The sequence below is a fragment of the uncultured Salegentibacter sp. genome, from assembly GCF_963972535.1.
In the GTDB taxonomy this organism is placed as follows: Bacteria; Bacteroidota; Bacteroidia; order Flavobacteriales; family Flavobacteriaceae; genus Salegentibacter.
Map to the genome: position 1 here is coordinate 1 of NZ_CAXAVR010000065.1, position 14,530 is coordinate 14,530.

General features: G+C 35.5%; 13 protein-coding genes. 9 read left to right on the forward strand and 4 right to left on the reverse strand.

What is annotated here, in order from left to right:
• Positions 1-468 (forward strand): pyridoxal-phosphate dependent enzyme (locus tag AACZ30_RS09030; protein ID WP_339648935.1); only part of this gene is annotated, 468 nt, incomplete at its 5' end.
• Between the two features lie 56 nt (positions 469-524).
• Here the strand turns inward: AACZ30_RS09030 and AACZ30_RS09035 are convergent.
• Positions 525-1,091, reverse strand: a complete 567-nt coding sequence (locus tag AACZ30_RS09035; protein WP_339648936.1) for a hypothetical protein — start codon at positions 1,089-1,091, stop codon at positions 525-527.
• A gap of 120 nt (positions 1,092-1,211) precedes the next feature.
• Entirely contained in the window at positions 1,212-1,910 is a 699-nt protein-coding gene (locus AACZ30_RS09040) for a Crp/Fnr family transcriptional regulator (protein ID WP_093302665.1), read from the reverse strand.
• A 158-nt stretch (positions 1,911-2,068) separates the two neighbouring features.
• Here AACZ30_RS09040 and AACZ30_RS09045 point away from each other — a divergent pair, with 158 nt between their 5' ends.
• Positions 2,069-3,583, forward strand: coding sequence for a DEAD/DEAH box helicase family protein (locus tag AACZ30_RS09045; protein ID WP_075326828.1), 1,515 nt, complete (start codon positions 2,069-2,071; stop codon positions 3,581-3,583).
• A 165-nt stretch (positions 3,584-3,748) separates the two neighbouring features.
• On the opposite strand, the gene AACZ30_RS09050 is transcribed toward AACZ30_RS09045, so the two are convergent.
• Positions 3,749-4,228 (reverse strand): hypothetical protein, encoded by a 480-nt coding sequence (locus AACZ30_RS09050; RefSeq protein ID WP_339648938.1) that lies wholly within the window; start codon positions 4,226-4,228, stop codon positions 3,749-3,751.
• 144 nt (positions 4,229-4,372) lie between these two features.
• On the opposite strand from AACZ30_RS09050, the gene katE reads away from it, so the two are divergent.
• Positions 4,373-6,523 (forward strand): catalase HPII, encoded by a 2,151-nt coding sequence (katE, locus tag AACZ30_RS09055; protein ID WP_339648940.1) that lies wholly within the window; start codon positions 4,373-4,375, stop codon positions 6,521-6,523.
• Between the two features lie 160 nt (positions 6,524-6,683).
• Here the strand turns inward: katE and AACZ30_RS09060 are convergent, their stop codons facing one another.
• Positions 6,684-8,987 carry a transglycosylase domain-containing protein gene (locus AACZ30_RS09060; protein WP_339648942.1) on the reverse strand — a complete coding sequence of 768 codons (2,304 nt, stop codon included), beginning with the start codon at positions 8,985-8,987 and terminating at the stop codon, positions 6,684-6,686.
• Between the two features lie 768 nt (positions 8,988-9,755).
• Here AACZ30_RS09060 and AACZ30_RS09065 point away from each other — a divergent pair.
• The 6 genes from AACZ30_RS09065 to AACZ30_RS09090 all read left to right on the forward strand — a co-directional run bounded on the left by AACZ30_RS09065 (position 9,756) and on the right by AACZ30_RS09090 (position 14,511).
• A complete protein-coding gene (locus tag AACZ30_RS09065; RefSeq protein WP_339648943.1) occupies positions 9,756-10,616 on the forward strand; it encodes an SdiA-regulated domain-containing protein in 861 nt (286 codons plus the stop codon).
• Positions 10,617-10,625: 9 nt separating this feature from the next.
• A complete protein-coding gene (locus AACZ30_RS09070) occupies positions 10,626-11,330 on the forward strand; it encodes a TVP38/TMEM64 family protein (protein ID WP_339648945.1) in 705 nt (234 codons plus the stop codon).
• Positions 11,331-11,550: 220 nt separating this feature from the next.
• Positions 11,551-12,003 carry a cold shock domain-containing protein gene (locus tag AACZ30_RS09075; protein ID WP_037321592.1) on the forward strand — a complete coding sequence of 151 codons (453 nt, stop codon included), beginning with the start codon at positions 11,551-11,553 and terminating at the stop codon, positions 12,001-12,003.
• Positions 12,004-12,216: 213 nt separating this feature from the next.
• Complete coding sequence (locus AACZ30_RS09080; RefSeq protein ID WP_339648952.1) at positions 12,217-13,518, forward strand: DEAD/DEAH box helicase; 1,302 nt, start codon at positions 12,217-12,219, stop codon at positions 13,516-13,518.
• A gap of 2 nt (positions 13,519-13,520) precedes the next feature.
• Positions 13,521-13,736 carry a VF530 family protein gene (locus AACZ30_RS09085; protein WP_339648954.1) on the forward strand — a complete coding sequence of 72 codons (216 nt, stop codon included), beginning with the start codon at positions 13,521-13,523 and terminating at the stop codon, positions 13,734-13,736.
• Between the two features lie 319 nt (positions 13,737-14,055).
• Positions 14,056-14,511 carry a KTSC domain-containing protein gene (locus AACZ30_RS09090; protein WP_339648956.1) on the forward strand — a complete coding sequence of 152 codons (456 nt, stop codon included), beginning with the start codon at positions 14,056-14,058 and terminating at the stop codon, positions 14,509-14,511.
• Positions 14,512-14,530 lie beyond the last annotated feature (19 nt).

Consider the following 14,530-nt stretch of genomic DNA (forward strand, 5'->3'; position numbering starts at 1 on the left):
AACCAGTTTAGTAATAACGATAACTGGCAGGCGCATTATAATACTACAGGACCTGAAATTTGGAACGACACCAAACATAAAATCACCCACTTCGTATCCTCAATGGGAACCACGGGTACCATAATGGGAACATCTACCTATCTAAAAGAAAAAAACAAAGACATTCAAATTGTAGGAGTTCAACCCACCGACGATTCCCGTATCCCCGGAATTAGAAAATGGCCTGAAGCTTATTTACCAAAGATTTTTAAACCAGAGAGAGTTGATCGAATTTTGGAAGTAAGTGAAGAGGAAGCCGTGACAATGACTAAAAAACTCGCTGTTGAAGAAGGAATTTTTGCCGGAATGAGCAGTGGAGGTGCTGCAGCTGCAGCAATTAGATTATGCAATGAGTTGGAAGAAGGGATTGTGGTGAGTATAATTTGCGATAGGGGAGACCGGTATTTGTCTTCTAATCTTTTTGAATAAAAAATTACTCCGGAAGTTGAATGGTTTAATTTCCGGAGTATAAATTAAAAATTGGGTTATTCAACAATTGTTGCCACTGCCACGCCTGATGCGTCTCTGTTAATATTCATCTTTACAGTCTTGCTTTTCTTACCATTTTCAAGCTTCACCTTGTAAAACTCCTTATTAATTTCCCCTCCAGCCCTGGAGAATGCTAAATGTTTTGTACCAACAATGCTATAACCCTTGTTAGCCTTTAAAACACTTATCAAAGAATTATAAGGTAAATTTATATCGATAAATTTTTGGCTACTGGAAATAATTTCTCCCAGGTTATTATAATTAACTTTTAAATTCCCTTTATTGGTAATAAAAGTAACCTGATAAGTATCGTATTCTTTATCACGGTTGGCAGTAATAAAGTCCATAATGCTAAAATTTTGCCTGGCATATTTCATTGGGTTGGAATGAAATTGGCCTATATAATCTTCACTCACATTATAGGTTAATGAATTGGAAGACTCTTCAATTTCAAGGGATTTTGGATTTAAGTCCATTTTTAATTCGTCTAGCTTAATTACATTCTGTGAATATGCCATCCCTAAAAAGGCAATACAAAGTAAGCTTAAGATTAACTTTCTCATAATAATTTAATTTAGAGATTAATAAATAATTGTTCTCTAAAGTTAATCGAGTATTACTTGAAGTAAAACTACTTAAGTATCACTAATATAATATTTAAAAAATTTTAATTCAATAAATTTTTACTGGTTGGTCGCTTTCTTTATAAGTAGGGTTAAATTTATAACTTCCATTTTTTTTCGCCCTAATTTCAATATTCCTTCATGCTTAAATTCCTGGAAATGCCTGTTTACTACAGCGCGGGTAGATCCTATTAAATTGGCAATTTCTTCATTAGAGAGGTCATTAATAAATTCCAGCTTTTTTGACTCCTGATTTATATTCTTTAAAATTAGACTGGCCAGGCGAGCAGGAATTTCCAGAAGAGTGTGATTAACGGCATACTCTTCTATATTTAAAAGTTGTTTTCCTAAATAAGGGAGCAATCTTTGGTTTAATATAGGATATTTAATTAACCACCGGCGTACAATTAATATAGGTGTAGATAACATTTTAACATCTTCCAAAGACTCATAATATAATTTATGAGAGCAATCTTCAATTAAAGTTATAACATCAAAGAAGTCATTTTTTCTGAGTAAAAACAAAGTAAATTCCCGTCCCGTCCTTTTGTCTGTTTTAAAAACTTTTAAACGGCCCGAAATAATAATATGAAATTTATGCCTTAATTGATAACAGCTACTGCAGGTATGGGCAGGCCATTTTTCTATAATAAACTGGGAAGCAATCAACAGCAAAGATTCTTTATCAAAATCTTTGAAAAGAATACTGTTTTCAATGGTTTTTAATCCCAATGCATTGCCCTTTCCTTTTTGATTCATAATCAATTGTTTTGATTTATAAAACCTTCGGGAGGGAACAAAAAATGAATTCTAAAATTACTCATTTCCTAATTATTAAATTGTATTTCTGTCGTAAATATTTCTTTAAACCTAAGAAATCAGCTATTTTTGCAAACTTGCAGATCTGAAAAAAAATTATGGCGGTGGAAACCTTTGGAATAGAAGACAAAAAAGTTGACAAGGAACTTTATGACTATCAACAAAAAGATATAGACAAGATCTTTAATGTGATAGATAAGCATCCTGAACATTATAACCTGCTTTACCAATTACCTACGGGTGGTGGTAAAACGGTTATTTTTTCACAAATGGTGCGTGAATATATACAACGTACCGAAAAGAAAGTACTTATTCTAACTCATAGAATAGAATTGTGTAAGCAAACCTCTAATATGTTAGATGGGTTTGGCGTGCGTAATAAAATTATAAATTCCAAGGTTAAAGAATTACCAGATCAGGAAGACTATATGTGTTTTGTGGCTATGGTAGAAACCTTAAATAACCGCTTGCACGATGAAAAGCTGGAAATTAAAGATATTGGGCTTGTAATTATAGATGAGGCACATTATAATTCTTTCCGGAAATTATTTAAATTCTTTGAGAAGTGTTTTATTCTTGGAGTAACGGCCACGCCGCTAAGCTCTAACATAAAATTACCTATGAAGGATAACTACCGTGAACTCATTGTAGGAGATTCTATAGGTTCACTTATTGAAAAAGGCTTTTTGGCACGTGCAAATACCTATAGCTATAACGTAGGACTTACCAGTTTAAAAGTGGGAATGAATGGAGATTATACCGTAAAATCTTCAGAAGAGTTATATTCTAATATTTCCATGCAGGAAAAACTGCTTACCGCTTATTACGAACGCTCTAAGGGAAAGAAAACCCTTATTTTTAATAATGGTATTAATACTTCTATTGAAGTTTATGAGACTTTTAGAAATGCAGGTTTACCTATTCGGCATTTAGATAATACTACCAGTAAACAGGATAGAAGAGATATTTTAAAATGGTTTAAGCATACGCCTGATGCTATTGTAACTTCAGTAAGTATTCTTACCACCGGGTTTGATGAACCTACGGTAGAAACTATTGTATTGAATCGTGCTACAAAATCCTTAACGCTTTATTTTCAAATGATTGGTCGTGGCTCCAGGGTTTTACCTGGAAAATCTGAATTTAACGTCATAGATTTAGGGAATAACCTGGCCCGTTTTGGCGAATGGAGTTCTCCGGTAGACTGGAAACAAATCTTTAGAGCACCAGATTTCTATTTTGAAAATCTGTTAAGTGACGAAGAAATTGAGCGTGAGTTTAAATACGTAATGCCTCCCGAAATTAGGGAACAATTTTCTAATACTGAAGATGTAGATTTTGATGTTGAAGAAGCTTACGATAAAGTGATTAAAAAAGGATTAAAATCCAAAGCGGTTTTAGAATGGTCTATGGAGCAACACGTAAAAATGTGCGTAGAAAATTCTGAAGATGTTTTTGATGCAAGAATCCTTGCAAAAGAGCTTAAAGATGATATTAGTTCCCGCATTAAGCAATATTCTTATTGTATAAGCAAGAGTACTAAAAATTACCGCGATTGGCTGGAAGAAGATTATTCCCGAAAATTGCGAATGGCCATTAATAAAGAATTTTAAGTGGTTTTTACTTCCTGGGAGTTTTTCTTGATTATACTCCATATTAGCTGAAGTCAAAATACAAACTAATAGATCTCGTTTCGAAGATTTTCGAAGCGGGATTTTTTTTCTGAACCTGCCTTAGGCGTCTGGCGGGTTCAGAATCTTTAAGAAGAAGAAATAGAATTATTCGGTATCTGCAGATTTTATATCCCGTTCAATAAATTCCCTCTCCCTTACCGAGCCACCAACTACTATAGCTGCGCTAATTAACACCAGGTTTTTAATAATATACTGGCCTTCGGTAGTTAGCACAAATGGAAAATTTTCAAAGCAAACTTCAGGTAAAATAATAAAAGGTAAAAATGTTCCCGGCATTTGTAATACCAGTAAAACAATTGCTAGCCTTAGCGTGCGTTTAGAGAGTAAAAATACGCCTATTGAAACCTCCCAAACCCCTAAAAAAGGAATAAAAAATTCGGGATCAAACCAAAAAACAGTAGCTGCAATAAGTTCCTGCGCCGGGCTATCCCAAACCACTTTTAAAGCTCCAAACCAAATAAAATTTATGGCCAGTGAAAATCGTAAAATGGGTTTCCCATATTTATACATCCACTGGCTAATTTGGTAATCTAGTTTGCTGAATTTGGCAGTATTTTCTTTCATTCTTTCCTTCTTGAAATTCAAAATTGCGGAATATTTACCTGCTTCAAAAGCACATTAGTAATTATAGGATTTATTTAACAGCGCTAAATTTTATTACAGCCATTTATTTATGAATTTTAAAGGAACCAATAAAAAATTATAATTATGAAAGATGACGGAAAGAAAAAAGCTTCCAAAAATAAGAAGCATGAAGACCTGGAAAAAAATCGGGAAGACGGCCAGGAACAGTTTTTAACCACCAACCAGGGCGTTAGAATTAATGATAATCAAAACTCTCTTAAAGCTGGAGACCGGGGCGCTTCTTTGCTGGAAGATTTTATTTTAAGAGAAAAAATCACCCATTTTGACCACGAGAGAATTCCAGAAAGAATAGTACACGCTCGCGGTTCTGGAGCCCATGGATATTTCCAGGTATACGAATCTATGGAGAAATATACCAAAGCTGGTTTTTTACAGGATCCATCTAAGAAAACCCCGGTGTTTACAAGATTTTCTACTGTGGCTGGATTTAAAGGTTCAACCGATTTAGCCCGGGATGTACGCGGATTTTCGGTTAAATTTTATACCGAAGAAGGTAATTATGACCTGGTAGGAAATAATATCCCGGTGTTTTTTATCCAGGATGCTATAAAATTCCCAGATCTAATTCACGCTGTAAAGCCAGAACCACATAATGAAATTCCGCAGGCAGCTTCAGCACACGATACGTTTTGGGATTTTGTTTCCCTAATGCCAGAGTCTATGCATATGATTATGTGGGCTATGAGTGACAGGGCAATTCCAAGAAGTTTAAGAATGATGGAAGGTTTTGGCGTTCATACCTTTAGATTTGTAAATAAAGAGGGAAAAGGAACTTTTGTGAAATTCCACTGGAAACCATTACTCGGCACCCACGGGGTAGCCTGGGATGAAGCACAAAAAATTTCAGGAAACGATCCCGATTTTCATAGAAGAGATCTTTGGGAAGCAATAGAAAACGGCCAGTTCCCAGAGTGGGAGTTAGGAGTTCAATTAATTCCTGAAGAAGATGAGCATAAATTTGATTTTGACCTTCTAGATGCTACAAAACTAGTTCCGGAAGAGATGGTACCGGTAAAGAAAATTGGTAAAATGGTGCTAGACAGGAATCCCGATAATTTCTTTGCAGAAACCGAACAGGTAGCCTTCCATCCCGGCCATATTGTACCCGGCATAGACTTTACTAATGATCCGTTACTCCAGGGTAGGTTATTCTCTTATACCGATACCCAGCTGAAGCGACTGGGAGGACCAAACTTTCACGAAATCCCAATAAACCGGCCAATTGCACCAATGCACAACAACCAGCGTGATGGGCATATGCGCCAGCAAATAAATAAAGGGCAAACCAGTTATCAGCCAAATTCTTTAGGAAATGGCTGCCCATTCCAGGCTAAAATTGCAGAAGGCGGATTTGATAGTTATCCTGAAAAAATAGATGCTAAGAAAGTGCGTGAACGCAGCGAAAGTTTTAAAGATCATTTTAGCCAGGCTACTTTATTCTTTAACAGCCAAAGCGAAGTGGAGCAGCAACACATTATTAATGCTTTCAGTTTTGAATTAGGAAAAGTAGATGTGGCAGAAGTAAGGGAAAGAGTACTTGGTTTATTAAACGAGGTAAGTAAAGAACTGGCAAAAGAAGTTGCATCTAATTTGGGAATGCCTGTACCAAAGAAAAAAACACAATTAAATCATGGTGTTCCTGCAGATTTTGATCCAGAACGTTATGAACCTACTAAGAGCAATCCGTCTTTAGATAAAGACCCAGCATTAAGTATGATGCACAATGGATTTGGAAATATTGCAACCAGAAAAGTAGCGTTTTTATGCGCAGATGGTGTAGATGATAAATCGGTTAACGATATGAAGAAAGCCCTGGATAAAGAAGGCGCAATGGTAAAAATTCTTGGACCAAATTCTACTGAAGTTAAAACCGCCGATGGTAAATCACTAAAAGTAGATGAAGCTTTTAGAACCAGTGCTTCTGTAGTATTTGATGCTTTTTATGTTCCGGCTGGCGAAAAAGCCCATATGGCTTTGAAGAAAATTCCGAAAGCGATTCATTTTTTAAACGAAGGTTACAAGCATTGTAAGCCAATTGCTACAGCCCAGGAAAACGGTTTAATTGAAGAAACTTATTTCTGGAATAAACTGGATAAGAAAAACCTTGCTGAAGATGGGGTGATTGTAGGAAAAAATAAATCATCAGAATTTATTAAAGCTATAGGACAACACCGTTTTTGGAAAAGAGAGGAAAAGGACAGTATTCCTGCATAAATTTTTTCTGAAATATGTTATAAATATTGAGACTGTTTGAAAAGTTTTATAAGTCGTCATTCTGAATTTATTTCAGAATCTAAGATTTTATAATCTAAATAAATTATAAGCTGAAACAAGTTCAGCCTGACGGAATTAGACTTTTCAAACAGTCTCTTTTTTAATCTTTATCCTTTCCGCCAAAAAGTCGTTTAAAAAAGCCTTTCTTTTCCTTTTTTTCTTCTTTTTCTGGTTTTTTGGTTTCATCTTTATCACCACCTCCAAAAAGTCGCTTAAAGAAACCATCGCGTTTTTCAGGATCGCAATCCATCATTTCTTTAATTTCTGCAGAAAGAGGTGCAAATCTTGCCTGTGTAATATTATTAAATTCGGGATCGTTATTCATTTTCTGCATTAATTTTGCAAAAACCGGTAAAGCCGAATTAGCACCCTGCCCAATATAAGTGTTTCTAAACCCAATTCTATGATCGTCAGCTCCTACCCAGGTTACGGCGAGAAGATTTGGGGTTATTCCCACAAACCAACCATCTTTGTTATTTTGGGTAGTTCCTGTTTTTCCTGCAATATCGTTTCTTAATCCGTAAGTTGTTCTTAACCTGGTTGCTGTACCTTCATTTACCGTAGCTTTCATCATTTCTATCATGATTTTCCTGTTGGTTTCAGAAAGACTTCTGTTATCAGAAATTTCAGGTTTAAATTCAGCTAAAATATTGCCCTCGCCATCTTCTATTTTGGTGATATAAAAAGCTTTGCTGGTTTTTCCATTATTTACAAAAGGAGTGTAAGCTTCGGTTAATTCGGTTAAATTTAAAGAGGCAGTTCCCAGGGCAATAGAGGGCACTCGGGGTAAATCTGATTTAATTCCCATTGCTTTAGCCTGGTTCACCACGTTTTCAATACCAGTTTCCATAAGCACTTTAACGGCAATGGTATTCATAGACTTACTTAATGCTTCTTTTAAATTGTAATTCATATGCGGATCTTCTTCTTCGCTACCGGAGTTTGAAGGGGTCCATCCCTTTGCATAAGTGACCTCCCGTGCCGAAAAATATTCACAGGGTTCTATACCGTTTTCTAAAGCCGCGGTGTATACAAAAGGCTTAAACGTAGAGCCTACCTGGCGTTTACTTTGCGAAACATGGTCATATTGAAAATGTTCAAAATTTACCCCGCCAACCCAGGCCTGTACAGCCCCGGTTTGTGGGGTTACCGCCAACATTCCCGCATTAAGGAATTTGAGATAATGGGCAACACTGTCTCGTGTACTTATATTTTTGGTTTCTGTACCTTCATAACTGAATAATTCGGTTGGATGTTCCTGGGTTAAAACATCCATAATTTCAGTCTCACTACGACCTTCTTTCTCAAGATTTTTCCAGGCTGAAGTTCTTTTTAAAGCATCGTTTACAATTTCCCGGTTTGTTAACCAGGGCGCTGCACTTCCCCAGGCATCCTCGTGTTGTTTTTGTAAATTTTGCAAATGTTCTTTTAAGGCTTCTTCAGCTAAAGTTTGCATCTTAACATCCAGGGTAGTGTGCACACTCAAACCGTCCCGGTAAATATTGAATTTCTTTCCGTCTTTATTTTTAAGCGTATCCAGAATTTTGCTTACATCTTTTCTAACCTGTTCCCTAAAATAGGGCGCCAGGCCTTTATCGTGACTGTAATTTTTATAATTTAATACCAATTCGCGTTGCTTGGCTTCCTGTACTTCTTCTTCGCTTAAATAGCCATATTTTCCCATTTGTTCAAGAACCACGTCCCGGCGTAACCGACTTCTTTCAGGAAAAATCCTGGGATTATACGAATGGGAAGCTTTTAAAGTTCCTACCAAAACCGCAGCTTCTTCAAGATTTATTTCTGAAGTATGCTTTCCAAAAAATTTCATCGAAGCACTCTCAATTCCGAAAGTATTGTCACTAAAAGGAACGGTATTAAAATAGAGCCTGATAATTTCTTCTTTTGAATATATATCTTCCAGTCTTTTAGCGATAATGGCCTCCTGAAATTTATTTACCACAATCCCTAAAGCCCCGTAATCCTTTCTTCCGTAGATATTTTTAGCTAACTGAAGACTAATGGTACTCCCGCCGCCGGCCGAATCATCCTGAAGCAGAATTGATTTAAAAACAACGCGTAACAAACTTCGATTATCGATACCATCATGTTCAAAAAACCGTGCATCTTCGGTAGCCACAAGGGCATTTATTAAATGGGTTGGGAGTTCTTTATAGGTAATAGGTTGCCTATCAAACACATAAAATTTGCCAATAAGCTCTCCGTTTTTGGCCAGAACTTCGGTTGCCCTGTTTTGTTTAAGCTCTTTTAATTCGGTAGAGGAGGGGAGTTGGCCCCAGGCTCCAAAATAAATACTTGCAAAAAACAGTAAAAAGAAGGCAAAAAGGCTTAGAAGTATTATTAGAGCCCATTTTATTTTGGGAGATTTTTTAATCTTGTTTAGCATAGGAGGTTTAATTGGTACAAATAAACAAATACCATACAAACCAAATTTAAATTTTAAAGATATTTTAAGTTTTTTTAAAATTCAGACATTCAGCAATATCCAAATCTTTGAAAATAAAAAGCCGGCTACTTTTTAAGGTATGCCGGCTAAGTTTTATTGAGTTCCATAAGGCTAATGTTTTTAAGGTTAACTCATAGGTCTAAGGTTTAAACACCAGGTGTTCCTGGTAATTCACGGAACTTGTTACGTGGTTTTTTCCCAAATACCTGGGGCTCTCTCGTACTTCCACAGTTTAAATTAATATACTCCTGAATTTTCATGGTGTTAAGTTTAAAGGTAACGGCGTTTGATTTCCCAGTTACTACGATTATTGGACTTACTTTGATTTAAAAATGAACGAAGGTTTACTGAATTTTTCATGATTTCTAATTTTTAGTGATTATTTTGAATAACGTCTTTTACTGGTCCAGGTACTTTTAGAGTTCTTCTTTTCCTGGTTAAAAAATGGTCGGCTAATTGTTTCAAAAGTTTTCATAATTTCTAAAATTTAAAGGTTTATATCTAATAGACTCCATTCGATTTGGTTTGTTACAGTACTATGCTATAAATAGTACTAAATTAACTTACTTTTAACAAATAGGGGGTTTTTAGGGGAAGTTTCGGCCGGTATTTTTTGGTAATTTTAAAAACCGGGTGTTAATAATATTTAATTATGGTGGCAGACTTTAATATTAAACCTATTTTAGAAATCAACTTGGAGCGAGTTATATGAAATTGAACAAAATAGTAATTGGTATTGTGGTAGGGGTGTTCATTCTCGCCGGGTGCATTTTCTGGGCTTTTAAAAATAACAGTTACTTATCTTTTGATGACGATAATAAGACCTATACTATTGAGGAGAAATGGAATTTACCCCCAATCCTGCAGGAAATATCTGGTATAAGCTACCTTGGAAATAACGAGGTTGCCTGTATTCAGGATGAAGATGGGATGATTTTTATTTTCAATATAGAAACTTCAAAAATTACTTCCAGGGTTTCTTTTGGGGAAAGCGGTGATTATGAGGATATAACAGTAATAGAAGACACGGCTTATGTTGTAAGAAGTGATGGTAAAATTTTTAAAGTAGCCGGTTTTAGGGAAAATAATCCTAAAATAAATACTTATCAAATATCTGGATTAGATAGTAATGGCATTGAAAGCCTGGAGTTTGATGCTAAAAATAAGCGTTTATTATTTGCGGTTAAAGAATACAACAATAGAAAAGAAACCAAAGGGATTTACACCTTTAATCTTACTACCCAGAAAGTAAATAAAGAACGACTCTTCACTTTAGACGGGGCCGATGAAATCTACCAACAACTAAGAGGGGGGAAGTCTTCCCAAATTATTAGACCCTCTTCTATTAGGTTTCATCCAACTACCGGTGAATTATATATTTTAGAAGGAAATCAGCCAAAATTAGTCATTCTGGACCAGGATGGAAACGAGGCCAAAATTCATCTTCTTGATCCTGAAACTTTTCCCCAGCCTGAAGGTCTTGCATTTGATGAGGAAAATAGGCTATATATTTCAAATGAAAGTAGGAGACAACCCGCAAATATTTTGAGAGTTAAACTAAACGATTAAATAAATTCTATGCCCGATTCTATTGAGACTACCTCCGTAAAAAAAAGTAAAGCCCCACTAATTGTTTCTGGAATTATAATAGCTGCTTTGATTGCGGCTTATTTCTTTATTCCCGGGGTAAGGGAATTTTTCTCCAACGCCTGGGAGGTGTTAACCAGTAATAATGAAGAGCGTATCACTGAATGGGTTTCCCAATTTGGATGGTTGGGGCCAACAATACTTATCCTGGCTATGGTGGCGCAAATGTTTTTAATCGTGATTCCATCAGTTGCTTTAATGGTAGTTTCAATACTGGCTTACGGGCCTTTTTTTGGAAGTCTCATTATTTTTGCTGCTATTTTTACAGCTTCAAGCGTAGGCTACTTTATAGGGCGTTATTTTGGGCCGGTAATTGTTCAAAAATTAATAGGCCCAAAAAATGAAAATAAAATTGAGGATTTTATTGAAGATTACGGCTTTTGGGCAGTAATTGTTACCAGGATTAATCCGTTTCTTTCAAATGATGCGATTAGTTTTGTAGGCGGAATTCTTAAAATGGGCTATTGGCGTTTTATTGGCGCAACCCTTGTAGGAATTGCACCCCTCACAATTTTTATTGCAATAATAGGCAAAAGTACAGATGGCCTTAAAACCGGACTTCTTTGGGGTTCTATTGTAAGTTTGGTTATTTTTATTTTATACGTTTGGTGGGATAAGAAAAAACGTAAAAAATAGGAGGGAAGTAGTAGTTTTAAGAATTCGTAAATTATTTATTCGCTTCAAATTAAGTAATTTAATTTCTATCACTTATCTTTGTAGAAGTTTAAGCAGTGTCCTAACCAGGATTCTTTACATTTATTGAAGATTAATGGCATTACAAGCCGGGTTACTACCACAAAAATCTTCAGGAAAAAAATTCAAGCTTACTCACTCAATTACTAATTAAAATTAATTAATGGGCAAATCGCAGCAGACATTCAGTAAAACTGAAAAAGAAAAAAAGAAAATAAAAAAGCGTAAAGAAAAAGAGGCTAAGAAGCAGGAGCGCAAAGAGAACTCTAACAAAGGCGGTAATTTTGAAGATATGATCGCTTATGTAGATGCTGATGGAAATCTTACCGATACTCCACCAGATCCTTCTCAAAAAGTTGAAGTTGAAGCCGAAAGTATAGAAATTGGTGTTCCTAAGAAAGAGGATATGCCAGAAGAAGATCCGCAAAGAAACGGGAAGGTCTCATTTTTTGATCATTCTAAAGGTTTCGGGTTTATTATAGATTCTGAAAACAACGAAAAATATTTTGTTCACGTTACCGGATTAATCGATGAGATTGACGAAAATGACAAGGTAACTTTTGAACTGGAACGAGGAATGAAAGGTATGAACGCTGTTCGCGTTAAGCAACAGTAAACTTTCGAGCCAACTCGCGAGGTATTTGGAGTAGAAATTATTTAATTTTTCTACGCTGGCTATTTAAGTATAAAACCTCAATTATCGAGTAATTCTCAACACCCATAAAAGGTTCGGTAATCTATTAATTATTGCTGAACCTTTCTTTTTTATCTTTCCTAACGGGGTATTTCCCTTTAAAGTCTGGTTTAAGACTTTATTATTTCAATTAACATGCAAACTAAGAATTTACAGGAAATCCTGGACAAATTAGAGATTTCCCAGCTTAATGCTATGCAGCAGGAAGCTTACCAAAGCATTGCCGAAAACTCAAACACGGTTTTACTGTCACCTACAGGATCGGGCAAAACACTGGCGTTTTTGTTACCCTTGATCGAGAATTTAGATCCAGACCTCGCAGAAGTGCAGGCTTTAATTTTAGTGCCTTCTCGTGAACTCGCTATTCAAATTGAACAGGTTACCAGGGAAATGGGTGCCGGTTTTAAAGCAAACGCTGTTTACGGCGGCAGAGCTTTTTCTAAAGATAAAATAGAATTGCAACACGCCCCCGCCATTTTAATAGGTACGCCCGGCCGGGTTGCCGATCATTTTAGAAGGGAAACTTTCTCCACCAAAAATATTAAAGCACTGGTTTTAGATGAATTTGATAAATCTTTAGAAGTAGGTTTTGAGAACGAAATGAAAGAAATTATTGGGGAGCTTACTGGTTTAGATAAACGCATCCTTACTTCAGCAACGCAAAATATTGATATTCCGGGTTTTGTAGGTCTTAAAAATCCTAAGCGAATAGATTATTTAAAAGGGGAACAGCTATCTCTGGAAATTAAAACCATACAGGTAAATCCAAAAACCAAATTGCAAAGCCTTGTAAATTTACTTTCTGAAAATGCTGAAGGCTCAGGAATTATTTTTTGCAATTTAAAAGATAGTATAGCTGAAGTAAGTGATTTCCTGGATAAAAATAATATTGAGCACGGAATTTTTTCCGGCGGTATGGAACAAAAAGATCGGGAAAGATCACTAATTAAATTTAGAAATGGAACGCATCGAATTTTGATCGCTACCGATCTTGCTGCGCGTGGAATAGATGTGCCCGAGATAGATTTTATAATTCATTATCAATTACCTTTTAAGGCTTCAGAGTTTACCCATAGAAATGGACGTACCGCGAGAATGCACCAGGAGGGAATTGCTTATGTACTTTCAGATAGAAGAACCCTTCCAGATTTTATTAAATCAAATGATTATAAAATTCAGAATAAAAAAAACAATACCGAAGTAGTTGAAAAAACTACCTTGTTTATTTCGGGAGGAAGAAAAGATAAAATTTCAAAAGGAGATATCGCCGGACTTTTCTTAAAGCAGGGGAATCTTAAAAAAGAAGAACTGGGACTTATAGAATTAAAACAGGATTGCGCATTTGTAGCTGTTCCAAATGAAAAAGCTGAAGAACTTATTTCAACGCTTAACAATTCCAGGCTTAAAAAGAAAAAAGTAAGAGTGCGTTATATTTAAATATGGAATCCAAACAACCTAATAATCCGTTACACGGTGTTAAACTTGCCGATATTTTAGAATTTCTGGTAGCAAAATATGGCTGGGAAGAAATGGGAAAACGCATCAATATTAAATGTTTTACGCAAGACCCGTCTATAAAATCCAGCTTAAAGTTTTTACGAAAAACGCCCTGGGCAAGAACCAAAGTAGAGAATTTATACCTTGAATCGCTCTAAGTACTGAATTTCCATATTATTACCATTAATGCGGATTTCCGTAAAATTAATTCAATAATTACAGATATCTTTGATAGTTCGGTTTTGAGGTAAAATCGAAAATTTCGCTGGATATTTTGATGAGAAGCATTCTACAATGGTTAAGATTTAATGGTTTAAAGCTGGTAATAGCTTTAATTGCTGGTTTGGTTACTTACCATTTGCTCAACTGGATGTACTTTCTAAAATTTTAAAGAAAATAAAGAAAAAGGGTAGGAGAATAACCTATTTATTATCCGAAAAAAAGGAGTAGTTTTGCCGCTTATTTAAAATTTAAAAAATGAAGCGTGTAAATCAATATAAAAAGCTCTTTAATGTTGAAAAAGAGATAGACCTTAAAGAACTTAAAACCAGTTACCGAAACCTGGTTAAAGAATGGCATCCCGATAAATTTAGGGAAACCGACGAGAAGCACGCCAAAGCCGAAATTAAGAGCAAAGAGATTATAGATGGTTATCACTTTTTGGTAAGCATTGCGCCACAAACTCGCGAAGCCAACCTTGAAGAATATAACCGCACTATAAACGAAGCCGGAATTGCCGATTACCAGCACAAAGGAAACCTACTGGAAATCTCTTTTACCAACGGTACTACCTACGAATATTTTGGAGTGAATAAGAAACTTTTTATGAAGTTCATCAGTTCAGACAAACAAGTGAGATTTGCGAAAAGAAATATCTATAATTCTTTTTTATATAGAAAATCTAAGAAAGATCTTGAGTTGGAAACAGCTTAATTAGATTTTAGGCATAAAA